Here is a 23,916-nt window from a genome sequence, read left to right on the forward strand (position 1 = left end):
CAGACCTGAGAACATTCGTACACGTTACACTACAGACTCCAAACCGTGTCATTCTGAGCGCGGCGAAGAATCTCTCCGAGAGAGCCTCTGTTGCACTCAGGGTGACAGCACTCGTGTACCAATCTTTTGTGGTCCGATTTCGCGAACGAGGGATGATGCATCGAGAACCGCGATGATGTCAAGAGAAGTCGAGGTCGTCAGCTTATGGACCCATCTCCGGTGACGATTAGCGCAGAAGAGGAAGTGTTGGCCCGATCACTTACGCTCCTGGATCGACTCCAGATAATAGACTAACTGCCAGATACGGCCACGTACGATGTCTTCCTGTGTCTTGGCGCCGTTTGCGCCTTCCTCGGTGTGAAAGACCAAACCCCACAACGGCATCTCACGGCTGCCGTGCCCGCGAATCGTTTCTCGTCCGTCGACCGTTCGATACACGTACCAGAATGGGAAGGTTCCCTTGCTCTTCTTGAGTAACTGAGTGAGGTCAGCTGGTCTCACTACGAGTAATGGCGACATGTCTCCGTTACCTTTTCCCTCTGGTCCGTGACAATTGGCGCAGTACTTTTGATACTTTCCTTTGCCGCCAGCGATGATTTCGTCCTCCTGAGCGCGGACTGACGCAACAAGGCAACTGCAAACGAGCATTAGTGCGAAGAGAAGCATCGACATACGCATCGCGTTATCTCCAAAGGCTGTCGCCTTACTTTCCATCAAAGAGCGTGACAAATTCGGGCTCAATCATGCGACCGAGAATATCGCCGCGAGAAACAATGCCGACTAGCTTACCGTCACGTACCACAGGGATGCGCACGAAGTTATGTGTGGTCATCTTGGCTATCACCACCTGAATGTCATCTGCTTCTTCGACACACACGGCAGGGCGACCCATGATGTCCGTGGCCTGTACCGTCTGCATATCCTTCCCTTCAATAATCGCTTTCAAAAGATCAAATTCCGTCACGACACCGACCACATGATTGCTGGAATCAACGACTGGTAGCCCGCTGTACATGCCCGAAAGCATTTGCTGGGCGAGGTCACGTCCAATCGCTCGTGGGGTGGCGGCAGTGACCCGTTTGTTCATCACGTCACGTGCTTTCATTACCTCTCTCCTTTCTCGGACGGCTGACGCTGGCGTCCTTTACGCATGTTTTGGGAACTCTCCTGCTAACGCTGCATCGAGGAGATCACTACGAGTAATCACACCGACAAGTTTCTCGTTGTCGACAACTGGCAACGCACCAAAACGCTGCTTGCGTAGATGCTGCGCGGCTTCTCGCAGTGATGCGTGTGGCGTGAGCGTTACCACATTGAAGGTCATCACTTCCTCGACAATGTGTGAGTCAGCGAAGTCATCAATGTCTTGCCCTCGCAGGAGGCGCATACTCGATGGATACGCGTCGCGAACGTCTCGGTCTGTGACAATCCCACCACCTTATCGTCGACCACCACAGGCAATTGATTGACGCGATGTTTGGTCATCAGTTCGCGTGCGTGGCGAAGCGTGTCATGGGGTCTGATGGTCAGTACTGATTTTGTCATCCACTGTGCAACAGTCATGATCGCCTCCTCCACGGTTAGGCAGCACGGTGCCATTCGACGTTGAGAAACTTAGGATCGGACCACTGGTAGGAAGTGTGGCCTTGGTACGAACTCTTGAGCATCCGACCGATGCGCTGCGCAAGCTTTTCGTTGGTGGTCGTGACCGTCACGCCATCGACTGACTCGCTGATGTCGATGATCCGTTCAAGCGGATTGGTTCCTTTGGCGCGTTCTTCTTCGTTGCGCACCAAGCGAAGGATCTCATCCTGGTGCTCGGTGAAAAACGGACTTCTGCGCAGCCTGACTTGCCCTTCCGGGTAGCGGTCGCGGATCTTCTCACATGCCGGACACAATACCTTACGGGTCTTGGGATCATTGCTGTGGTAAAAGTACAACTCCTCGTCGAAGAACCAATGTCTGCGTTGGTACAGCGCATGGCACTCCGTACACACTGCAACCTCTCCGCGATCGCTGCGCGGTTCGTACGGATCGTGCGCGTTAAACTCAGCGACATTCCGTCGCGTGTGGATTGTTCCCCGGTTTCCATGTTTTGTCGACATTGCCAGCCTCCCGTTCTACAGCCGTGGCCAAATTCGTCGCTCCACCTGCTATACGGTCTTCAAAGCAACTCTCGTACCGATACAAACGCGGCCCGCAGTGGTGATCGTGAGGATAAATTCGCAAGAATGAGAAGCTTGTGGCAAGAGAATTCCGAAAAATGAGAAATTGAGCAGCGGCGGAGTAGTGAGAGCTTGGCACCAGCATTGCACCTCGATGCAACGTCAGGATCAGCGAAATGGAGCAGGAGGAATCTGTATGTATCGCTTTCTTGAATGCACCGTGGGTCAGTATATGACGCGCGAGGTGAAGACTGTAAACGCGACTACCACGTTGCGGGAGCTTGAAGTCCTGTTCGCTAAGCACGACTACAATGCTTTTCCCGTAGTGGAGGACAAACATGTCATCGGATTGGTGACGAAATTCGATTTTCTCAAGACGTTTGCTTTTACAACCAGGCAGCTCTTACCGCATTACGACGAGCTGATGCAGCGCAAGGTGGGCGAGATCATGACCGAAGCCGTCATTCATGTCGAGCCAGCCGCACCACTCACGCGCACTCTGCAGCTCATGGTGTCGCTGAAAGCCCGCAGCCTACCGGTTATGACATCAGACAACAAACTTGTTGGCATGATTGCACGCGAGGACATCATGCGAGCGTTGAAGGAGACGACGCGAGACCAATGAGGAGCAGCGCGGTTCGTTCTTCCAAATTCACACATCGCTGTAGGGTCCTCATCCAGCGACGTGTCACGCTCGATTTCTTGCGAGAACGCTTCAACTGGTCTCAACAGTAATATGCCGTGATGATCGACCACGCCCATGGCAGAGGTTATCCCCAGCGAATTTCAGCACCTCCTCGTCGCTGTGCTGATCGGCGCCTTGATCGGTCTCGACCGTGAACGATCCGAGGTTCGTAAATCTCACCAACTGTTCGCTGGGATCCGCACGTTTCCGCTCATTGCGTTGACATGGGCACTCCCTATGTTGCTGTATAATGAGACTTGCTGCTATTTAACGACGCTCTCCGGGTGGTATGCCAGTGGTGGGCAAGACCACATTCTCCAATTCCTTCTTGTCTGTCCCTTGTAGCGATTCGAGATAATCTACGATAAAGCCGATGCGCCCACGAGCCACGGCTGGTTTGCTTACCGTTCCCAGCACGTCATCTTGCAGCCGCTCACCCCAGATCGGCATGACTCGCGTGCCGTGTGCTGCGATCACTTCATCCCCGGCGATAACGCGCCCTAATCGTTCACGCGGGAACTCGCCACTGTGACGAGTCGTGATCGTGCGCAGGTCTGTTGGCTTGATCGCAAGTGCGGGTGCCACCGGTCCGTTGCCAGTACCACGGTCGCCGTGGCAGCTCGCGCAGTACTGCGTGTACAGTGTTGCCCCTGGCTGCGCGTCCTGTGCGATCGCAAGTGCAGGCGAAACTATGGTCAAGAGACCGGTGACCACTGCGTATCGTAATATTTGCATTCCTTGCCTCCCCTCAGCATGCGTTTTCTGTGCTGCTAGTGCACTCGACCCAAGAATCGTGCCGCAGCAAAGCTGATAACGAAGCGACACATTTTCTCAACATTGCAAAAGTCTGCTCGCTGGTTTCGCAAAAATAGGAAATCCCACTGCCTAGTGACACGATTTGTCCTGGCACTTGCCTTGCTCGTGCCAAAGGGGATGCCAGACGAAGTAGAGGGGAGACGGGACTATGCGTAGCCAACGAGCCCCGCCCGCGCGAGGAAGTGCTCACACGGCAAGTGTACGGAGGATGTGTCACAGTACGTGACTACGTACGAGCACCATCATGAATCTGAAGGAGGCGAATATGTGTCGGTGGAAAGGAAAGATATCTGCACTGACGATGCTGACAGGGATGGCACTGCTATGGGGAGCTGCGGACCTGGCTTCAGCGCAGGAAACAGAGGTCGCCGCCGCTGGGAAACCGAGCTATGAGCAGCAGTGCGCAGTATGTCATGGCCGCGAGGGCAAGGGCGACGGTCCGGCCATGAACCTGCTGACCGTCAAACCGTCCGATTTGACTCAGATCAATAAACGCAACAATGGAACCTTTCCGTTCTGGAAGATCTATCGTGTAGTCGATGGCCGCGAGGAGATCAAAGGGCACGGGACGCGTGACATGCCAGTCTGGGGTGCGCAGTTTCGTTCTGAGGCCACCAGTAGTCCAACCGCGCAAACCCAAGTCCGGGGACGAATTCTTGAGTTAGTGTATTATTTGCAATCGATTCAGGCCAAATAATGCACTCCGCGTGATACACAGCCCACGCGAGGCGATCCCGTGGGCTATTGTCGAATGAAGGGCGGAGGTAGGACCGATGGGTGGCATAGGACTGATAGCCATAGGGATGGCGCTGGTTGGGCGCTGTTTGGTGCTTGGTTGGCGTCACCGGATGCCAATACCCGTACATCACTGGCTGTTGCTTTTCTGTATGCTGCTACTGCCAGTGGCTGCGTTGCTGGCGACGATTTCCAGTGTAGCGGAAGACACAAAAACCGTGGGATTCTGCGCCACCTGTCACGTGATGCAGGTATTTGTCAATGACATGCGCAATCCTGAGAGTCGCTTGCTAGCTGCCCGTCACTATCAGAACCGCTGGATCGCCAACCACCAATGCTACACTTGTCACATCACCTACGGACTGCATGGTTCGTTCGCCGGCAAGCGCGCTGCCCTGCGTCATTGGCTACGTTATGTCACTGGCAGTTGGAGCGAGCCTATCACCCATACTGGTCCGTATCCCAATACCAACTGTTTGAATTGCCATGCCGATGCCTCAGGGTTCCGACACGTTGGCAGTCACCAGTCGCGCCTGGCGGATTTGCAGGAAAACCGTGTGAAATGCGTGATGTGCCACGGACTTCCCCACCCCGCGCCAGAGGACCGTCATGTCAGTGGATAAAGACCCCAGGGAGGAACACCAGGCGAGTGACGAGCGGCTGCTGCGTATTGCTGTTCTGGGTATGGTGGCTGGCCTCGTGTGCTTGCTCCCCTATCTGTGGTTGAGCTTTGGCGTCTGGACCTTTGGCCTCACCATTCTGCTAGGCGTTCCGTTGGTCCTTGTCTCGGCTGCTGCATATGTGTGGGTCGTCATTCGTGACCTCAAACAGCGGGGACTGTTGTGATGCCAAGAGGCACACAGACCACGATCTGGGCGTTCATGAGCTGTTACTGTTGCCTTGTTCACCGGTGCACACCGCTATTGTGGCTAGTGGCTCAGTTGGGAATTTGTTTGTAGAGGTACCCCGGTGTGGGTACCTTTTTCCTGAGCGGCCACACCTGACCGCCCCTACAAAGAGACATCCACGTGTCAAACTGAATCCCTAGTATCGTGTCTCATAGCGTCGTGAGCAGTTGTAGGGCGCGTGGTACGCGCCTTACGATTTCACCGCTAATGAACTTGCGAGACACGGTGCTAGCCTACTGTGACTTGCCTGCACCTCTAGCGTCCGTTGCGGCCTTTGCTCGAGCCTTGGCACGCTGGTACTGCAACCAGAGCGCGGTGGCTTGCTCCTGGAGTACTTTATTGACGCTAAAAGCATGAACAGCTTCAAGCAGATGTCGGAGGTGAACGTTATCCTCTGGCATCAAACCCGTGAGCAAGGCTCGTAGCGCGGGCGGGAAGGAGCGAAACCAGTCGTCACTCAGGCGGTTCAGCTCTGACCCTTCGAGCAGTACCGCCTGACGTAACGCCTCCTCTCCACTAATGTTCGGCTGCCCAAGGAGCATTTCGGCATCTGCGAGCTGTTGTTCAATAGCGGAAAAGGCATCCGGTGACATCTGTGCGTCAGCTGCTCGCAAATCGAGCACCGTTGTGCTGCGCTGCAGGATAAAGACATGCCGCCGTTCATCCTCAGCCATTTGCTGCCAGAAGGCTCGCAACTCACTGGCAAAGGTCGGGCAGTTGCCGAAGGTTCGATAGACCGCACTAACCCGACGTTCACACTCTAGTAAACGGTGGAGGAATTCAAGCGTCGTCATGGTTGCTCCAATACCTGACTGTTACGAGAGAACGCCGCACTTACTGCGGAGCGCTCGCTGCACTATGATCGCTCGCTCGCGAGCACGGCTTCCAGTATATCACTCCGCGTAATGATCCCCACCAGTGTACTCCGTTCTACGACCGGAAGTGCGCCGAATCGATGTTGCCGCAAACACAGTGCTGCCTCGCGAATTGTTGCCTCAGGATTGATGGTGATGACCTCGCGCGTCATGATTTGCTCGACGGTATGTTCGGCGGCAAATTCTTCAACGTCGGCGTTCCTGATATGGCGAAGCCGTGACGGATAGGCATCGCGCACATCACGGTCAGTGATGACTCCCACGAGCGTGCCATCGCGGACCACAGGGAACTGATTGATGCGATACTTACGCAGCCGATCATGGGCATGCTGTAGCGAGTCTTGTGGCTTGAGGGTTATGACTTGCCGTGTCATCCATTGTTGGACCTTCATAGTCTCTACCTCCTTGCTCCGCGGGCTAGATTTTCCCAGTTCTGCGAAAGGAAGCTGTGCGCTTCCTATTTCTGCCAATTGGCTAGGGGATCTCCCGGTAGCACAGGAGTAACAAACAAATCGTATGCCAGATCGCGATCAATCCACGCGAGATTAGTCCACTGTGGGTTATCACCAGAGAGACCGTAGCGTGCGCCATGCGCACGGGAGTCGTACCAGGCAAGCGCCTCGTGCGCACAGCGCTACGTTCCCTCCTCGGCGACACAGGCCAGGATGAGGCCGAAGGCTGTTCCCGGCGCGCTCGTGCCGGAAACGCTACGCTTATTCCGGCCTACGTGTAAGGTTGCAATAGGTCGCAATGAGAATTGCTGCGTCGCTGTTACCACACCTGGGTAAGCACGGTAGCGCGGATAGGCTCCCATTTGCTACAACAACGCTACAAAAGAGGAGGGCACCACATGGCCGGACGACTTGATGGAAAGGTCGCGTTGATTTCTGGGGCAGCGCGAGGGCAAGGCGAGACCGAAGCCCGCATGTTCGTCAAAGAAGGAGCTGCGGTGGTCCTTGGTGATATTCTCGTCGCTGAGGGGGAGCGTGTTGCTGCCAGCATTCGCGCTGCAGGTGGACAGGCACAATTCGTCAAGCTCGATGTGACGCAAGAGGGCGATTGGCAGCAATCAGTGGCCCAGGCCGTGCAAACTTTCGGGAAGCTGAATATTCTTGTGAATAACGCGGGAATCTTTCCGATCGAAGGAGTTGAAGCGACAACCCTTGAATTGTGGAACCGCGTCATTGCGATCAACCAGACGGGCGTATGGCTGGGGATGAAAGCCGCGGTGCCAGCCATGCGACGGGCTGGTGGTGGCTCGATCGTGAACATTTCCTCCATTGCCGGACTGATGGGCTCTGGCATGGCAACGGCCTATCACGGCACAAAGGGCGCGGTGCGCATTCTGTCGAAGACTGCGGCAATCGAATACGCAAAGGATGGCATTCGCATTAATTCAGTGCACCCGGGTGGAGTCGACACTGTGATGCTCGATGTCCTTAATTCTGAAGGCAAACGGGCGGCGGCCGCGGCACATCCGCTTGGAAGATTGGCTACCGCGGAAGATATCGCCTACGGCGTTCTCTATCTCGCGAGTGACGAGGCGTCGTTTGTGACAGGCACGGAATTGGTGATCGACGGCGGCTACACCGCGCGGTAAGTGCGGGCAGAAGATTTGACTCAACAACGGGAGAGCACTATGAGCAACGACAACACCTGGGATGATGAAAATGTTCGTGGCGCGCAACTTTATCAACAGGGAAAATATGCCGAAGCCGAACAAGCGTTCCGCGCGGCACTAGCCGCAGCCGAGCAGCTAGGTCCAGAAGACGCGCGTGTCGCGGTCGTGCTCAATAACCTCGCCAGCCTCTGTCACAATGAGCGCAAAGTAGAGGAGGCGCAGGCGCTGTACGAACGCGCTCTGGCTATTCGTCGGCGAACTCTAGGCCTACATCATCCGATGGTCGCCCAGAGCCTCAACAATCTGTCCTCACTGTATCGTGAACTCGGCAGACTCGACGAAGCGCAGCAGTTTTCAGAGCAGGCAGTGGGCGTGGCTGAGTCGATCTTTGGCCCTGACCACTACCGCATTGCCAATTGCCTGAATAACCTGGCTGCGGTGTACATGGCCAAGGCGCGCTACGATGACGCGGAGCAGATTTTTCAACGCACCTTATCGATCCGCACGCGCTTCTTTGGCGACAACGATCCGACGGTTGCCACAACCCTTTCTGGTTTGGCTGAACTGGCGGTCGCGCAAGCGCAGTACGCTCAAGCTGAACCACTCTTCCGTCGTGCACTACGAATTCGTGAAGAGCAGCTAGGCGAGCAGCATCCCGGCGTGGCGACGCTGCTGGAGAAATTCTCCGTGCTGTTGCGCAAGACCGAGCGCGAGGCTCAAGCTGTGGCCCTGGAAGCGCGTGCTCGCACCATTCGCATACAGGCAATGCAGGTTGTGACAGGGGAATAGACGCGAGCCTGTGTTCATGCCCCTGTCCGATAGCGGAGAGGGACTCAATCAACCCCCACGAGATTGGTCCACCGTGGGTTATCACCGGGGAGACCGTAGCGTGCGCCATGCACGCGGGAGTCAAAGCCGGCACGGGCATCGTGCGCACAGCGCACGCTACCGCAACTGATTGCGGAGAGGAGCAATAGTGTTCGGCACTCGCTATGCGCGTATGTCGAAGGGTTCCTTCTCCCCGCAGGGGAGAAGGGCAGGATGAGGGGAGAAAGCGTAGGTATGGCTGACTGTGTGGCGCATCACCCTCACCCTAGCCCTCTCCCTGCTTTTAGGGGTAGGCTTTTACGCTGAGAAAAGACGAGACGTCATTCCCGCGAATGCGGGAAGCCAGGGAGAGTACGCAATCGTTCAGGGGTGAAGCTCCTGGGTGCCCGCCTGCGCGGGCATGACGAACACGCGGCTCCTCACGAGGGGAAATCCGCGCCAATTGTGGCTTGGATAAGAAACCTACCCTTATGAGGCCCTCTCTCTGGTAGGGAGAGGGAAGTGGCCGCCACCTTCTGTCGCTGGTCAAGTTTTGTGCCGAACACTATTGGCCCTCGCCCATCGAGGGTGAGCGGAAAAAACGCGCGGCTGTGCACGCCACCGACATCGGTACCGAACACAGTCGGGACAGGAACTAAGGGTGAGTTCACTGCAACGCATAATATCGCTTTGCGCCGCCGGCAAGAATCTTGTTCAACGTGTGTGGTGGCATGCCCATCGCTTTGATGAGCTTAGGTGCGTCGGTAAAGCCATCCAGATGTGGGTAGTCGGTCGCCCACAAGATGTTGTCGGCGCCGAGGTAATCGGCCAACAACGGCAGCGATCCTTCAACCGGCTCGAAAGAAACAAAACATTGTCGACGGAAAATGTCGCTCGGACGCGTCGACAGGCCGGTGTCATTCATGCCGACATCGTCAAAATGGCGATCCATTCGGTCCAACCATCCAGCCATCCAGCCACCGCCTGCTTCCAGAAACGCGATGCGCAGGCGCGGGAAACGATCGCATACGCCACACATAATCAGGCTGGTCGCTGCCGCCATCATTTCGAAGGTATGCGCTACCACGTGGCGCACTGCCCCTCCGCGTGTGAAGCGATCCATCGCTAACGTTTGCTGGCCGCTTTCTGACCCACCGTGAATACCAATGGCGAAATTCAACTCCTGCGCCTCGGTCCAGAGCGGATCGTAGGCTTTGTCGTGCAAGACGCGGCCGTTGTATGGATTGGGGCGAATGAACCCCGCACGAAATCCTAGCTCTTGTGCGGCATAGCGCATTTCCTGAACGGCACTTTCGACACTCTGCATCGGTAACATCGCTGCGCCAAACAAGCGCTGCGGGTAGGGTTTGCAATAGTCTGCTAACCAGCGGTTATAGGCGCGGCACGTTGCTGCTGCGAAGTCGGGGTTTTGCACTGCTCCCAGGAAGAGTCCCAGGCTGGGATACAAGACCACGGCATCAATCCCTTCGGCATCCATATCAGGAATACGTGCGTGTGGGTCAAATCCCCCTTTGCGCCCTTGCAGGTAAGGAATCGACGGAGATACTTTGCCTTCGCGCGACCCGATTGCGCCAACGCCACCGAAACTCACGCGCTTTTTGCCACCACCGAGATCGATCGCGACGTCACCTTCGATTCGCAAGATTTCTGCGCCATTGTCCAAGGTGACGAGTTTGGGGCAGCCTTCACGATACTTGGGTTCGATGTATTGCTCCCACAGGTCAGGTGGTTCACAGATATGACCATCCGAGTCGATCACGTTATATTCCATGACATTCCCCTTTCGTCGAATTGTAGTTTGCGCTCATTGCAGCTTGATAGACCTATCGTGAGTGAACGTCAATCGATTGCCAATACGGCCCGCTGCCACCCGCGCGTGACGTTGCAAGCCGAGCGGCTCTGGATTATCTTGAGCCCACGAAGGAGGACACACCAATGGGTGACTATAAACTCATCTCTGCTGACTCGCACTTTGTTGAACCACCGTCGATGTGGGCCGAGCGCTTGGACAAGAAGTTCCGCGATCGCGCGCCGCGTACGGTTAAAGGGCTCAATGGCAAAGACGGCGAGTGGTTCGTGTGTGAAAACATCACGCCAATGACCGTGGCTGGTTTTTTTGGTGCTGGCGTACCGTCGCAAGATCTCCCAGCGCACGCTAAGAAAGGCTTTGACGAAGCACCGAAGAGTGTCTGGGACCCCTCGTATCGCATCGCTGACCAGGACCGTGATGGCGTCGAAGCTGAAGTGATTTACACTTCAATGGGCATGCCGCTGTTTGGCCTCGATGATGCCGACCTACGCTCGGCCTGTTTCCGCGCATTTAACGATTGGGCGGTAGACTATTGCAGCTATGATCTGAAAAGGCTGGTGCCACTCGGGCTGATTACGCTAGAGGATGTTCCTAGTGCTGTAGCTGAGCTGCAACGCATCGCCAAGCGCGGCGTGCGTGGCGCGATGATTTGGGCCGAACCACCGGACGACCGCCCGTACAGCCATAGCGATTACGATTCGTTCTGGGCCGCAGCTCAGGATCTGAATATGCCGTTGTCATTGCATATTCTCACAGCGCGAAGTGGAACGGGCGCGAACCAGGCGTCTGGGCGTGACTTTGTGTTATCTTTGGCGACACTGCATCACCAGATCGAACGGTCCATTGTGTCCATGGTGTACGGTGGTGTGCTGGAGAAATTCCCCGGCCTCAAGATCATCTCTGCAGAGAATGACGTTGGCTGGATGCCGTATCTCATGTATCGCATTGACACCATTCAGAGCCGACTGGGTGCGCTGGGTGGCATGAAACTACCGATGCGTGCGAGCGAGTATATCAAGCGTCAGGTGTATTCGACGTTTATTGCTGACCCCGTGTTTGTCGATTCACTCCATCGCTACGGACCGGAGAATATCATGTGGTCGTCGGATTATCCGCACACTGCTGCGACATATCCGCGTTCGCAAGAGATCGTAGCCAAGCGTTTTGGTTCGCTGCCTGATGAGCAACGTCGCAAGATCGTGCGAGATACTGCTGCTAAGGTGTATGGATTGGCGTAAGGAAATTGTCGATTAGCGATGATGGATTGCGGATTACAAAGGTCAGGATTGAGAACTGTCTTCGTAATCCGTAATCTGCAAGGTGCAAACCGCAGTGTTGATCACACCTCATTTGTCCACACTTGCTCTAACATCTGTCGTCGACGCAGCAAACGCAATGACCCGTCGGTTTCCAACATCGCTTCCGGTGCTTGGGGGTACGAATTGTAATTGATCGTGGCCATGCCCGCGCAGTAGGCTCCAGCGCCACCAACGATCACGAGATCGCCGATCTGAGGTTGTGGTACGCGGCGTGGCGCCAGCGCTTCTGGATCGCCAGGCGCTGGGGTGAGTATATCGCCTGATTCACAGCAGGGGCCGACGAACACGACATCCTTTTGCTCACGGCCAGTAGCAAGTACTTCGATTGGATGTTGTGCGCCATAGAGGGAAGGGCGTGTGACCTCGGGCATCCCCGTATCAAGCTTGGCAAACAGGTAACCTTCGCGGCCAGTATCGACGACATCAATACACGTGGCGACAATGGCACCCGCGCGTGCGACGAGAAACGTGCCCGGCTCGATTTCCACATGTAACGAGCGGCCATCGCGTTGGCGAAAGGCTTCCACTTCACGACGTACGTGTTGACCCACATCCTGCAGATCGGTCGATGGTTCATCCGGCATCCGTCCAACTTTGAAGCCGCCACCCAAATTAACGGTGGTGACCTGTGGGAGTTCACCGGCGATGTCGAGCGACATCCGCGCGACTCGTTTCCAGATCTCTGGATCGGTTCCTGAGCCAATGTGTGTGTGCAGCCAGGTGATTTTCACCCCGTGCCGTGCAGCCAGGGCTTTTACTTGATCGAGATAGTCGTGCCAGATACCGAAACTCGACGCCGGACCACCGGTATTGGTGCGCTTGGTCGACCCGCTACCGAGACCAGGATTGATGCGCACCGAGCAGCTGCCGCCGGGAGCGACCGTGCCAAATTGCTCCAGTTGGTGGAGTGAGCACGCGTTATAGCGTACCCCTTTACTGACAAACTCAGCCAGGCGGCGTGATGGCATTTGTGAGGTCAATTGTATCTGATCGGGGGTAAACCCCGCTCGCATCGCCCGTTCGACCTCAAAGTCGCTCGACGCATCGATGTGGACGCCAAGATCGCGAAACACGCGCAGCACGCCCAGGCTTGGGTTGGCTTTCATCGCATAACGGAGAGTGAATCCGTACGGCGCCGTAAAGGCCAGCGCATAGCGCGCCGCCGCTTCAAGCATGGCGCGATCATATACATAACAGGGTGTTCCGAATCGTTCCTTTACCTCCGCGGCCTGCTCGGCTGAGAGAAATTGAATGCGGCCCGGGGTTGATGCCATCGTCATACAGTCTCCTCCTCGTCGTGGTCTTGTACCGTGGGACGAGGCCTTCGACAAGCGCCGGGGCCGGGCAACAATGTCGTTGCAGCGATGCGTGACGTTGTGCCTATGCCTACCTATCGCATCAGCGCTCTCGCTTCGGCCAATCAGAAGCTCCTGCACGCGCAAGTACGCCGGCGAATAGACGAGGCCAACCAGAAAAACTCCACCAGTAAGAGTTAGCGACTCTTCGCGGGAAGTAAGGCATCACGTGTCCCAGGATCAACCATGAACACCTACGGTTCAAAAGTGAAAAGCATTTTGTGGAAGCGTTCGCGCTGGGCTGTAGTGATATACCGCCCAATCCGCGCCATCAGCACATTTGCCGATGAGATCCTGATCTCTGGGTTGTTGGTGATATAAACCTGAAAACCAAAGGGACGAAACAAGCGAACCAAGAGGTTTCGATAGGCGTACACAGACAAACCAGTCTGATCAGTGTCCCAGTGCCATGAATACCCGGTGAGAAAAAAGATCTTCGACTCGATGAAGGTGTCCGTGAGAAGAGTTGCAACCATTGCGCGTGCAACGCCTTGACGCCGCCAGTTGCGACTGACTTCGATTGCGCCGAGTTCGTAGCACAACCCATCGGCATTATCGTGCCATCCTTCGATTGCGTCAGGATAGCTGCACTCGATGTAGCCAACGATCTGCTGCGCGGGAGAGATTGCAACCGTGACGTTCGCGTCCGGCAGGCCGGCGACCTTTTCTAAGGTATCGATGCTAGAAACAATCGAGCGATAGCGGGCAAAGCGCCCGATGCCGGTATCGAACGTTAGCGCTCGTAATTCGTCAGGTGAGCACGCGCGTACTATGCGGAGGGCGCCTTGTGGGCACGTGACGGTGTGCTCAGACGGCGTTGGATGGACATCACCCGCGGGAGCCTCGCTCATGTGAACGCCTCATTGCCGCAGAGGGAGCGAACAGGCATCGGTTCAAAAATCTGTCCAGGCCGGCGCAAGATTTTTCACCATAATGACCAAGTCGTCAGCATTGCCGTGTGCATCTTTGCGCAGATCAGGAATCACCGCCTCACGCACAAAGTCGAGGTGACGCAGGGCACGAATGGCTGCTGCTTCGCTGGCGGCGATCTCAGCCACGAGCTTTTCCAGGCCGAGCCCAGTGGCCAACTGGATGAGGTCCAATACCATCCAGGTTCCTAACCGCCGGTTACGTGCGCTTGGATCGATGACCAAGCGAATCTCACCAATGTGTGCACTGCCACCGTGACGATGGCGGTGCAGCGTCGCGTCGCCAACTATCTGGTCATCAGACAGTGCGATAATCGGAATTACTCGTTCATAGTTCACGCCAGTCGCCCAGCTCCGCACCACCGCGGCATCACTGACATCGTGGCGCAGATACCAGCGATCTCCTGCCGGCACGCGTTGAAAGAAGCGGACGAGTCGCTCAGCGTCACCTTGTTGGAGTGGACGCAAGGTCACCGCAGTTCCGTCCTTGAGGACGATGTCTTTGGGGTATTCGTCGAGCATAGACCTCCTCGATCACAGCAATTTCCGCTCGTGCGCTGCCTGTTCTAATGACTCGCGAAAGCGAGGATGGGCGATATCGATCAAAGCGCGTGCGCGTTGGCGCAGTGTCCTGCCATACAGTTGCGCGACGCCGAACTCGGTGACTACATAGTGCACATCGCCGCGGGTGGTCACGACGCCAGCACCTGGTTTCAGGATTGGCACAATTCGTGACACCGTGTCACGTTGAGCTGCTGCCGGCAAGGCAATGATTGGCTTTCCGCCACGCGACCGTGCCGCACCGCGGATAAAGTCGAGCTGGCCACCAAACCCGGAATAAATCGCTGTCCCAATAGAATCGGCGCATACCTGACCCGTCAGGTCGACTTCGATTGCCGAGTTGATCGCAACCAGGTTGTCGTTCTGCGCAATAACGAATGGATCATTGGTGTATGATGAGGGATGGAGTTCAAACGCAGGGTTGTTCTCGACATAGCGATTCAACGCGTGCGAGCCAAGCACGAGGGTGGCAACGGCTTTACCATGATGGATGGTCTTTTTCTCACCGGTAATGATGCCGGCCTCCATCGCTTGCATCACACCGTCGGAAATCATTTCCGTATGGATACCGAGGTCACGCTTGCCTTTGAGGCTGGCCAGCACGGCATCGGGGATTGTGCCAATGCCCAATTGCAGCGTTGCGCCGTCGGGAATGAGTCCCGCAATGTGGGTGCCGATGCGTTGTTCAACCTCGCCGAAGGTCCCGCACGAGAACTCCGGCAGGGGCTCGCTGCATTCTACGACTGCGTCAACGTGTGAGACATGGAGAAACGCATCCCCTAAGACGCGTGGCATCTCATCGTTCACTTGTACGATCACTATCCGTGCTGCGTCAGCCGCCGCTTTCGAGGTAAGCACTTCCACGCCCAGGCTCATGAACCCATGCTCATCGGGCGGTGAGACATGAAGTAAGGTGACATCTGGTTGCAGGTGACCCGAGGAGAAGAGTCCCGGAATCTCGGAAAGGAAGATGGGAGTGTAGTCCGCTTTGCCAGCGTTGACTGCTTGGCGATCGCCGGGGCCGACAAACAAAGCGTTATGGTGAAAATGTTCATCGAGTCCAGGCGCTGCGAATTCCTCTCCCATGAGCAGAAGGTGGACGAGTTGGATCCGTTCGAGTTCGTGTTTGCGATCGATCAGTGCGCGGAACAACAAGCGAGGGGTGGCAACGTTGCCTCTGGTAAACACCTGATCTCCGCTCTTAATCAGTCGTACCGCTTCGCGGGCGGTGACACACTTCTTTTGGTATTCTTCCTGCCAGGACACTGTTCACTCCTCGTGAGGTCTCAACAGCGCTAGCGTCCCCACCAGTCGCAACTTAAGGAAAAATCCTTGTGTTTGAGGTGGAGCGCAGCGCGTATGGGTTCCTTCTCCCCCCGGGAGAAGGTCAGGATGAGGGTCCCAAGAGACAAAAACCGCTATTGTTTATCCCCTCACCCTAGCCCTCTCCCTGAGGGAGAGGGAATTATGCTGCTGCTAACGGCTTAAGTTGTGACTGATGTAGCGGCCCGCGCCGGTCATGTCGTGGCACGTTCTGCTCCCCGCACCGTGAGCACAGGGCACGGTGCGCGCCGGACAATCGCCTCTGCCACGCTTCCCATGAAAAAGCGTTGAGTGCCGGTGCGACCATGCGTCCCGATCACGATCAGATCGGGCTTGAGTTTCTCCGTCCACGCCAACAGGCCTTCGATCGCATCGCCCTCAGCAAAGTGAATCCGTACCGTGGCGTCCTCACCGTCGGCCACAGAGCCGATAATCGTCTTGATGTGACGGCGTGCGTTACTCCAGATACGCTTGAGACTTTCGGGCGGGTGGAGACCACGTTCATACAGAGGATCCAGGACATGAGGGACAGGAACGACGTGACCGACGTGCAGCACTGCCTCGCTGACCAGAGCAAGGCGCACGGCATAGGATAACGCCGCATCGGCTGGTGCGGAAAAATCCGTTGGAACCAAAATACGCTGCCACAATGGTGACTCGTTTTTCTGCGTGGCTGTCATTGCCATAGTTCGTGAGACCTCGTGTGATTATCAATAACTTATGACCTGCATAGCACAAGCAATGCCGCGTCTGTACTGCACTGCTGCCGGAGAAGCTCCTGTTTTTTTCTCAATTCTGCGAAACCTGCCTGCGTGTTTTGCAGAAATAGGAATCGTACATTCTTGGCGGGCTGCTCAATTGCTGGCAGAATACACCGACACATATGCGTGACAACACCAAAGGGGAGTCTCTTATGCAAAACGGAGTTCTTTCTGGGCTACGAGTGATCGATTGCGGGACCTATGTTGCCGGACCCGCATCCGCAACAATCATGTCGGATTTTGGCGCGGAGGTGATAAAGGTCGAACGGCCACAAGGCGGCGATCTGTACCGTTTTATGGCGGCGCAGCCGGGGTTCGCACATTCGGATGTGAACTGGGCCTGGGTGCTGACCAGCCGCAACAAGAAGAGTGTGGCCCTGGATCTCAGTGTTGCGCAAGGCAGAGACATTCTCCTCCACTTGGTGAAAACCGCAGATGTCTTTGTGACCAACTATCAGCACCCGTTGCTAGAAAAATTCCAGCTCACGTGGGAACACTTGCGCGCAGAAAATGACCGTCTCATCTATGCCCACCTGACGGGCTACGGAGACACTGGGGATGATGCCGATGCACCCGCGTACGATGCCCTGGCCTACTGGGCACGGTCTGGCTTGATGATGAGTGCGGTGGGCTTAGATGGCACGCCCGCAAGCCCTCGACCTGCGATGGGCGACCATCCGACCTCTGTATCGCTCTTTGGCGCGATCATGCTTGGGCTCTATCATCGTGAACGTACCGGTAAAGGGGTAAAGGTGGGTTCATCGCTCATGGCCAGTGGCGCCTGGGCCAATGCGTGTGGCATCCAGGCCAAATTCTGCAATGCCGAGTTTCCTCAGCGCAGCGCTGATGGAACGCCACCGAACCCTCTTGCCGCAGGGTATCTCAGCCGCGATCGGAGGGCCTTCCTCGTCATCCTGCTTGATCCAGACAAAGAATTCCCCAATCTTTGCCGCGCCCTTGGCTATGAAGAATTGGGCTTCAACCCGCTGTTTTCTACGACTGCGGCGCGGGTAGAGAATGGACCTGCCTTATTCGCGATTTTACAAGGGCAGTTTGAAACTCGCGATCTGGACGAGTGGCGCGTGCTCTTTAAGGACGCTGATATCAAATGGGCGCCACTGCCAAAACTCGAAGAAGTCGTCGCGGATCCCCAAATGCGTGCGTCTGGCTCGTTTGTTAACCTCGACTATCCTGGGCGCGGCAAGCTCACCACTGTCAGTGGTCCGGTCTTTATCGATGCCGGGCCCAAGCGACCACCGACGTTGGCCCCGGAGCTTGGCGCTCATACGAGCGAAGTGTTACGCGGTCTTGGGTGTGACGACGCGACCATTGCCAAACTGGTGCGTGATGGCATCGTGGCGCTGAAAGGATAACTGCGCGCTTTAATTGGACCACAGAAGATTCGTACGGTTGGGGTAGCGTCACTGGTCACAACAGGGAGAGGGAACCTCGCCACGTTGCGCAGTGCCTGAAACAACAAGAATACTCTCTTAGGGGGATTTCCGAAAAAGGGGATCCCTGAGATGTTGATGTTCTGCCGATAGTGGCAGGCACAGCCTGCCCTACCCAGAACCGGCAAAGCCACGTAGGGCGGGCTGTGCCCGCCACCAGAGACTGCGGGATATTTTTTCCAAGAAATCGCCTACTGGTGAAGACCCTCAATGTACCAATCTCACGTGGTGTGATTTAGGTGCCACCCGCAGCGGTTCATCTTCAGTTGTTCGAGCTGGAGGGTAGGCGAATCCTGCCCTCCAAGAGAGATTCCAATTACGTGTCTCTGTCACCCTCAGGATTTGGGAAACAACATGTTGGCGATCAGTTCGTAGGCTTGATCATTTGCCATCCCCATTACCATACCTGCACGGGCGTCACGGAAATAGCGCTCGAACGGTAATCGTGCAGCGAACGCGGTCCCGCCAAATATCGTCATGAGATCCTGCGTCACACGCAGGGCCGCCTCCGAACACAGGACTTTTGCTTGCACATACGGCACGATCGACGGCGCTGTGCCTGCATCGGCCATCGCGGCAGCGACGTGCAAGAGCGCACGCGCGGCTTCGATCTGTGCACTCATCTCGGCAAATCGCCGTTGATTGATTGGGGCATCAAGCCGACGTGCGCCACTAGCGAAACGCTTGGTCGCTTCCTGACAGCCGAGTTCATACGCGCCCGAGGCGATCCCAAGGTATGCCGCTGCGTAGGTCAAAATCAGCAATGGCATCATATACTTTGGGATGACGGGTTCGCTCTCGCGGCCAATCCCCAAGCGGTGTTCGCCCGGCACCACGCCGTGAAACACCATCGGGCTACTGCTGTTGCCACGCATGCCTAAACCGTTCCACTCTCCTGCCACTTCCCACCCAATATGGGCGCGCTCGACCATCAAAAAATCCGGCATTCCTTGTGGTGGCCGCCCTTCCAAACGACTGAGCAAGAGATAATGCGTCGCATGGCCAGCCGAAGTGACGTACGACTTGCGAACATGATCCAATTGGTATCCACCATCCACCTGACGACAGGTCGAGACCTCCATCGCGTTTGGACGCCAGTCGGTTCCCGTTGCGCCACCGGTTTCTCCGCCCGCAATCGTGGCGAAGACCTCACCCCGCGCGAGTGGTTTCACAAACCGTTCCGCTTGATACGGTGTAGGAATTCGCGTCACGAGCTCTGTCGCCTCGAGATGCATCTTGTAACACATGGCAGTGGACGGGCACTTCTTTGCGACTTCTTCCACCACCAAACACGTAGTGACGAGATCGCCACCGAGACCGCCGAGCTCACGTGATACGCGCAGTGCCCATAGACCAGCGTCACGCAGTGCGTCAAGCGACTCTTTGGGATAACGTGCCAGTCGATCATACTCTGCCGCGCGCGGGCCGATTTCCAGTGCGGCAAGGTCTGCTACTCGATCCTTCCACTGCTGCTGCTCCGTTGTTAGCGGAAAATAGTTCATGGGGTCTACTCCTTGAGTTTTGTCCGCGCCACCAGACCACAAGTTTCGCAAGAAGTCGACCCGCAGACAGCACAAGGAAGTCTCAGTCCAGTTTTGTCATATACGTGTCTGCAGGCATTGCATCCCGGTCCAGCACTTCTCATTGTGCGTTAAGACGCGCCGCTGGAGCTGCGAGTTGTCACCGGAGCGACTGTAGCGTGCGCCATGCGCACGGGAATCAATGCTGACAAGCGCAGCGTGCGCACAGCGTACGCTACCCAAACTGTACGAATGTTCAGTGGTCCGATTTAGGACTCAGCTTGCCCGCTCTGGCGAATCTCTAACCACGCATCAACACAACGACAGATCTTCGCATAGGTGCGATAGTAGGCTTCGTAGTCCTTGCCATCTGGGTCTTCGATTTCCCAATCTGATGACTCATGGTCGAGCGCGCCGAGAAGGGCGGTCTTCTCCAGCACCGTCGTATCCAGCGCATGAAGCTGGCTAAGCTGGTTTCGATCCATGACGAACACAACGTCAGCATTGTGGATCAGGTCGAGCGTCACCGCGCGCGAACGATGACGCGACAGGTCGACACCAAACATCGAAGCCATCGTCACCGAATACTTCGACGATCGACGGCCCTCTTCTGGGATAAGTCCTGCGGAAGTGAGTTGCAGATCGCTATTGTCAGCCAGGTTCATTTGCATCCTCTCAGCTGCAAATGCGCTACGATTGATGTTCCCCTGACAGAGAAAGAGAGCGGAACTGCTAGCGCGCAGCCGCCGCATCAGTTCATGATCCTTCTCGCGTACGCGCGCGGCAAGACGCTTGGCTATCCCAATGCACCGCACGTTACTCAACTTGTGGCGAAGTCTCGCGCCCACTTCCCGCCCGACTTCCTTCCAGCTGACGATACCAGGCAACGGGTCACTCAGTTGCTCAGCGTCGAGATGCTCTCTCCCCAGAAGGATATTGCCAATCTCACGGGCGAGCGCCGTCCCTCTCACTTTCAGCAACTCTGGGTGATCCGTGGGCGTGCGGAGGTTAGCGAAGAACCAGAATACGTCACGGAGTGTGTTGCGTGCAAAGCAGGGGACGCGATATGTGAAGACTTCCGTTGCCGTCTGCTTTACGGACATGTCATAGAGCAGTGAGGGAATATCTACCCCAGCAGCAACGGCGAGGGCCACAGATCCCCACAAGCGTCCGTTGATTTCCATTAAGACCGCACGACCAGACTTCGGGTCAATCTTGAATTCGAACATGGATGGCCCGGTCCATTGCATGGCCTGGCACATGCGGCGCGCGATATCTAACAACTCCTCGGACAGAGGGACACTCTTGCGATAACTCGATACGCCACCTTCAGGCGGTTCGTGCACGCGCACATGCTGAAACGCGGTGTGCACTTTTCCCTGGTTGCCGAGAATATCGACGCCAACACCATACCCTGGACAAAATTCCTGCACCAACACCGGCCCACGTTTCAGCATGCGCTCGATGCGTTGTTCAGCCTGTGCATGAGACCGCACGCGGTACACCCGCCCACCTAAAGCGGGTTTGAGAATAATGGGGAAGCGCTCTGGCCAGGCGATACACCGTAAGTGCTCAGGTTGCGATACGACAGTAGTAGCGGGCGTATCGACACCGAGTCGCTGAGCGAACCGTACCGTTTTCCCCTTGTTGTGCGTCATTTCAAACTGAAAGCGGTTTGGTGCGGCCAGGGCGCAGTGGTGACGCACGGTGTCAGCGACATCAAGTAAGGGGATGAGCGCAGCGTCAACGACAGGAATGACGAGATCAAACGGAGTATGTTCGACCAATTCCACGATTTTCGACGCGAAGCTACACGGGTCACGCTCTGGGTGTCCAAAATCATGGATTTGGTGCACATAGCGCGAGGAGCGCGTTATGGCGTGCGGATACCAGGCGACAAGATGGACTGCGAGTCCGGCGCGACCCAAAGACCGGACCGTGGTCAGCCCAGCTAAGTCATTATCTCCAACAACAAGAACTCTATTGCTTAAATTCATCACGACAGTCCAAATGCACGCGAACTGCACCGTGAACTACTAGTGCACCGCAAGTGGGTGCATAGAACTTAAACACTTACTCTCATGGTTCTTATTGGTCTATTCATCCATTCGACAGGCCCAGAACTAGGCCATAAGGTCGTCGACAAAACCCCTTAGAGCATTGCTTGTAGGTACCGGCCAGGTGTCTCCTGTTATTATCAAATCATCACTCTTAGTGATATAAAAGAAGGCCACACGGTACTGTGATGAACGACGTTGGTTGCGACCCTGATATCGGCATTGGTGTCGAGGGCCAAGAGGAGGTTGCCGCTATTGGTATTGCGCGCCCGGCGAGGAAAGTTACTGCTGGTGATGTCTACTTGCACGCGGCTGCCCGCAGGAAACGTGTGATAGATATCGCCGAGTTCGATGGTCAGCTCATAGACGTGCTCCGGCACTAAGGGTTGAGGCCCGGCTGCTATCTCCCGACACATGGCCCGCACAACGCTATCCATCAACAACATCGCGCAACCATCGGGCTGTACTTCAATCAGCTTGGCGACAAAGTCGGTATCCGGGCAGTTCGACTCAACGTGGAGCGTCACCGACACCGGGCCCGCAATCGTAAGGTGGTTGGCGAGCCGTTCACCCTGATATTGCAACCCGTAGTTTGGCAATGTCTGTACCGGGCGTTGGTCTCGTGGACCAGCTTCGATCAGCATGTTACGTCCACCTGATGTCGGCATCGGTCTGTTGGGATCGTAGATGTAACTGCGCACCTCTCCGCTCGGGCCGTCGGCACTGAGGCGACCATCACCGGTCAAATAGAATCGCTGCTGCGTTCCACCCGCAGGTGGCCACTGTTCAGCATGCTGCCAGTCGTTCGCGCGATAGTTCTTCTGATCTGCCACCCACGCGTATGGTGCATAGAACACCGCGGGTTCATCGACGATCGTGGTGCGCTCGCCTTTCAGCCAGTGGTCAAACCACTCGAAGTAGGGGTCGCGCGGCCAGAACTGACGTTCATAGACGAAGTAGTGGCCGTTGGGGCCAATCCACAAACGTTGCTTGCCTACGCGTGCGTGAATCTCGCGAAATGCCGCAATAACACTGGTCAGGAAGATATCGAACCAGGTTGTGACATGAAATCCAGGGACATTGATCGTGGCGCGAAAGTTGTGGCGCGCACGAAAGACATCCGGCATCGGATGGCTGAGGATCTCGTCAAGGTATGGTTGCCAGGTCGAGCAGTCGGGGTACCCAATCAGCGGCAGATGCATCCACTCGGGTGCACCAATGAACGGCGGATCGGCCTGACGTGCGGCGTCGAGGGCCAGATAGCGGGCGTGCGCTGACTGGGCGATGCTCGCAAGTTGCTCGGCAGTGAGGTTGTACTTCCGCATGACTGCCTCACGATGAGAGACCGAAAGCCCGGGGATGTTCCTGGCTACCCACAGCCACAAGCGTTCCATCTCGATCGATTGGCCTTCGTAGACCACATCGTCATAGATGCTCGAACCGCCGACCTGGGCAAAAAAGCATCGTACACTTGGATGCCCTTGCGAGGCAGCCGCTAATGCGGTGGTTGCGCCTGCGGACGACCCCGAGAGACCGACCTGGTGGTTCGTCCACGGCTCAGTCGCGATCCATTCGAGGGTATCGTAGCCATCGTTGGCGTCATCGCCATAAACGTGGTCCTCACCCTCAGACCCATAACGTCCGCGTGTGTCTTGATAGACTGCAGCGTAGCCACGCCGTACGATCTCACGCCAACCGCGTAAGATCGAACCTCGCAGCGGATCGTTAGGGTTTGGCAGCCAGCCTTTGGTCGGATCGGTGATGTTTTTCCCTTCAGGTGAGGTGATGCCGTAGGGCGTGCGCTGCACGATCGCCGGGTATTGCGGCCCGCCACTCTCAGGGAGGAAGACGAAGGTATTCAATTTTACGCCGTCTCGCATCGAAACCATCGCCTGAAAACAGCGCGCACCGTCGATTGTGTGGAACATGGATCAGTCCCTCCCAAGCTGCTTACCCTGCCAGTGACGCCGAGTTCCTCGCCGTACGTACGGGCTTAGGGTTTTGTCTTTCTGTACAGTGACAAGTGGTAACGTTTCAATATCTCGGCTCCTAAGGCGAATTCTGGAAAAGAAAATCCCCCTATATCAGTCAGGAGTAGCGGGGCGGATGAAGATGTCCCACTTGGGCAACTTGGGATGACGCTCCAGTCGCGCTTCGACCGTCCGCATGGCTGTCTTGTTCAGGGTAATGCCGCGCA

General features: G+C 56.2%; 26 protein-coding genes. 9 read left to right on the forward strand and 17 right to left on the reverse strand.

The features are described 5' to 3' along the window. Positions 1–255: 255 nt before the first annotated feature. The 5 genes from FJ147_03995 to FJ147_04015 are packed head-to-tail and all read right to left on the reverse strand — an operon-like array spanning position 256 to position 2,105. On the reverse strand, positions 256–729 hold the full coding sequence (locus tag FJ147_03995; GenBank protein MBM4255040.1) for a c-type cytochrome: 474 nt from the start codon (positions 727–729) through the stop codon (positions 256–258). Continuing rightward, a complete protein-coding gene (locus FJ147_04000; GenBank protein ID MBM4255041.1) occupies positions 704–1,105 on the reverse strand; it encodes a CBS domain-containing protein in 402 nt (133 codons plus the stop codon). Before FJ147_04000 ends, FJ147_03995 begins: the two co-directional genes overlap by 26 nt. Positions 1,106–1,144: 39 nt before the next feature. Beyond that, positions 1,145–1,387: a CBS domain-containing protein gene (locus tag FJ147_04005; protein ID MBM4255042.1), complete on the reverse strand. Its 243-nt coding sequence runs from the start codon at positions 1,385–1,387 to the stop codon at positions 1,145–1,147. Then, the gene (locus FJ147_04010) at positions 1,324–1,599 is read right to left on the reverse strand and encodes a CBS domain-containing protein (GenBank protein MBM4255043.1); all 276 of its coding nucleotides are present in this window, start codon (positions 1,597–1,599) and stop codon (positions 1,324–1,326) included. Before FJ147_04010 ends, FJ147_04005 begins: the two co-directional genes overlap by 64 nt. Beyond that, positions 1,581–2,105 carry an ATPase gene (locus tag FJ147_04015; GenBank protein MBM4255044.1) on the reverse strand — a complete coding sequence of 175 codons (525 nt, stop codon included), beginning with the start codon at positions 2,103–2,105 and terminating at the stop codon, positions 1,581–1,583. Before FJ147_04015 ends, FJ147_04010 begins: the two co-directional genes overlap by 19 nt. Positions 2,106–2,361: 256 nt before the next feature. Between FJ147_04015 and FJ147_04020 the strand changes: the two genes are divergently transcribed. Together FJ147_04020 and FJ147_04025 are read left to right on the forward strand one after the other, a co-directional pair. Then, a complete protein-coding gene (locus tag FJ147_04020) occupies positions 2,362–2,790 on the forward strand; it encodes a CBS domain-containing protein (GenBank protein ID MBM4255045.1) in 429 nt (142 codons plus the stop codon). Between the two features lie 135 nt (positions 2,791–2,925). After that, entirely contained in the window at positions 2,926–3,195 is a 270-nt protein-coding gene (locus tag FJ147_04025; protein MBM4255046.1) for an MgtC/SapB family protein, read from the forward strand. Here FJ147_04025 and FJ147_04030 read toward each other — a convergent pair. Next, positions 3,118–3,585 carry a c-type cytochrome gene (locus FJ147_04030; GenBank protein MBM4255047.1) on the reverse strand — a complete coding sequence of 156 codons (468 nt, stop codon included), beginning with the start codon at positions 3,583–3,585 and terminating at the stop codon, positions 3,118–3,120. The two genes, FJ147_04025 and FJ147_04030, sit on opposite strands and share 78 nt — an antisense overlap. A 325-nt stretch (positions 3,586–3,910) precedes the next feature. Here FJ147_04030 and FJ147_04035 point away from each other — a divergent pair, with 325 nt between their 5' ends. From FJ147_04035 to FJ147_04045, 3 genes are all read left to right on the forward strand, one after another. After that, a complete protein-coding gene (locus FJ147_04035) occupies positions 3,911–4,363 on the forward strand; it encodes a c-type cytochrome (GenBank protein ID MBM4255048.1) in 453 nt (150 codons plus the stop codon). 76 nt (positions 4,364–4,439) lie between these two features. Beyond that, entirely contained in the window at positions 4,440–5,024 is a 585-nt protein-coding gene (locus FJ147_04040; GenBank protein ID MBM4255049.1) for a hypothetical protein, read from the forward strand. After that, positions 5,011–5,247 carry a hypothetical protein gene (locus FJ147_04045; protein ID MBM4255050.1) on the forward strand — a complete coding sequence of 79 codons (237 nt, stop codon included), beginning with the start codon at positions 5,011–5,013 and terminating at the stop codon, positions 5,245–5,247. The genes FJ147_04040 and FJ147_04045 overlap by 14 nt, the downstream gene beginning before the upstream one ends. 295 nt (positions 5,248–5,542) lie before the next feature. Here FJ147_04045 and FJ147_04050 read toward each other — a convergent pair whose 3' ends face one another. Further along, positions 5,543–6,103: a hypothetical protein gene (locus FJ147_04050; protein ID MBM4255051.1), complete on the reverse strand. Its 561-nt coding sequence runs from the start codon at positions 6,101–6,103 to the stop codon at positions 5,543–5,545. A gap of 62 nt (positions 6,104–6,165) precedes the next feature. Beyond that, entirely contained in the window at positions 6,166–6,576 is a 411-nt protein-coding gene (locus FJ147_04055; GenBank protein ID MBM4255052.1) for a CBS domain-containing protein, read from the reverse strand. A 458-nt stretch (positions 6,577–7,034) separates the two neighbouring features. Here FJ147_04055 and FJ147_04060 point away from each other — a divergent pair, with 458 nt between their 5' ends. Then, positions 7,035–7,784 (forward strand): glucose 1-dehydrogenase, encoded by a 750-nt coding sequence (locus FJ147_04060; protein ID MBM4255053.1) that lies wholly within the window; start codon positions 7,035–7,037, stop codon positions 7,782–7,784. 39 nt (positions 7,785–7,823) lie between these two features. Then, a complete protein-coding gene (locus FJ147_04065; GenBank protein ID MBM4255054.1) occupies positions 7,824–8,594 on the forward strand; it encodes a tetratricopeptide repeat protein in 771 nt (256 codons plus the stop codon). Positions 8,595–9,279: 685 nt separating this feature from the next. Here FJ147_04065 and FJ147_04070 read toward each other — a convergent pair. Next, positions 9,280–10,404 carry an amidohydrolase gene (locus FJ147_04070; protein ID MBM4255055.1) on the reverse strand — a complete coding sequence of 375 codons (1,125 nt, stop codon included), beginning with the start codon at positions 10,402–10,404 and terminating at the stop codon, positions 9,280–9,282. Positions 10,405–10,568: 164 nt separating this feature from the next. Between FJ147_04070 and FJ147_04075 the strand changes: the two genes are divergently transcribed. After that, positions 10,569–11,681, forward strand: coding sequence for an amidohydrolase (locus FJ147_04075; GenBank protein ID MBM4255056.1), 1,113 nt, complete (start codon positions 10,569–10,571; stop codon positions 11,679–11,681). Between the two features lie 101 nt (positions 11,682–11,782). On the opposite strand, the gene FJ147_04080 is transcribed toward FJ147_04075, so the two are convergent. From FJ147_04080 to FJ147_04100, 5 genes are all read right to left on the reverse strand, one after another. Continuing rightward, positions 11,783–13,042: a diaminopimelate decarboxylase gene (locus FJ147_04080; protein ID MBM4255057.1), complete on the reverse strand. Its 1,260-nt coding sequence runs from the start codon at positions 13,040–13,042 to the stop codon at positions 11,783–11,785. Positions 13,043–13,311: 269 nt separating this feature from the next. Then, the gene (locus FJ147_04085) at positions 13,312–13,968 is read right to left on the reverse strand and encodes a GNAT family N-acetyltransferase (protein ID MBM4255058.1); all 657 of its coding nucleotides are present in this window, start codon (positions 13,966–13,968) and stop codon (positions 13,312–13,314) included. 42 nt (positions 13,969–14,010) lie between these two features. After that, complete coding sequence (locus FJ147_04090; GenBank protein MBM4255059.1) at positions 14,011–14,568, reverse strand: GNAT family N-acetyltransferase; 558 nt, start codon at positions 14,566–14,568, stop codon at positions 14,011–14,013. A gap of 12 nt (positions 14,569–14,580) precedes the next feature. Continuing rightward, on the reverse strand, positions 14,581–15,873 hold the full coding sequence (locus FJ147_04095; protein ID MBM4255060.1) for an acetyl-CoA hydrolase/transferase family protein: 1,293 nt from the start codon (positions 15,871–15,873) through the stop codon (positions 14,581–14,583). Positions 15,874–16,124: 251 nt separating this feature from the next. Next, on the reverse strand, positions 16,125–16,616 hold the full coding sequence (locus FJ147_04100) for a universal stress protein (GenBank protein MBM4255061.1): 492 nt from the start codon (positions 16,614–16,616) through the stop codon (positions 16,125–16,127). A 197-nt stretch (positions 16,617–16,813) separates the two neighbouring features. Between FJ147_04100 and FJ147_04105 the strand changes: the two genes are divergently transcribed. Then, positions 16,814–18,064, forward strand: a complete 1,251-nt coding sequence (locus FJ147_04105) for a CoA transferase (GenBank protein ID MBM4255062.1) — start codon at positions 16,814–16,816, stop codon at positions 18,062–18,064. A 413-nt stretch (positions 18,065–18,477) separates the two neighbouring features. On the opposite strand, the gene FJ147_04110 is transcribed toward FJ147_04105, so the two are convergent. The 3 genes from FJ147_04110 to FJ147_04120 all read right to left on the reverse strand — a co-directional run bounded on the left by FJ147_04110 (position 18,478) and on the right by FJ147_04120 (position 23,647). After that, positions 18,478–19,644, reverse strand: a complete 1,167-nt coding sequence (locus tag FJ147_04110; GenBank protein ID MBM4255063.1) for an acyl-CoA dehydrogenase — start codon at positions 19,642–19,644, stop codon at positions 18,478–18,480. 287 nt (positions 19,645–19,931) lie between these two features. Further along, positions 19,932–21,659 carry a hypothetical protein gene (locus FJ147_04115; protein MBM4255064.1) on the reverse strand — a complete coding sequence of 576 codons (1,728 nt, stop codon included), beginning with the start codon at positions 21,657–21,659 and terminating at the stop codon, positions 19,932–19,934. A gap of 200 nt (positions 21,660–21,859) precedes the next feature. Continuing rightward, complete coding sequence (locus FJ147_04120) at positions 21,860–23,647, reverse strand: CocE/NonD family hydrolase (GenBank protein MBM4255065.1); 1,788 nt, start codon at positions 23,645–23,647, stop codon at positions 21,860–21,862. Positions 23,648–23,916 lie beyond the last annotated feature (269 nt).

The sequence above is a fragment of the Deltaproteobacteria bacterium genome (genome assembly GCA_016874775.1).
In the GTDB taxonomy this organism is placed as follows: domain Bacteria; phylum Desulfobacterota; class Binatia; order Bin18; family Bin18; genus VGTJ01.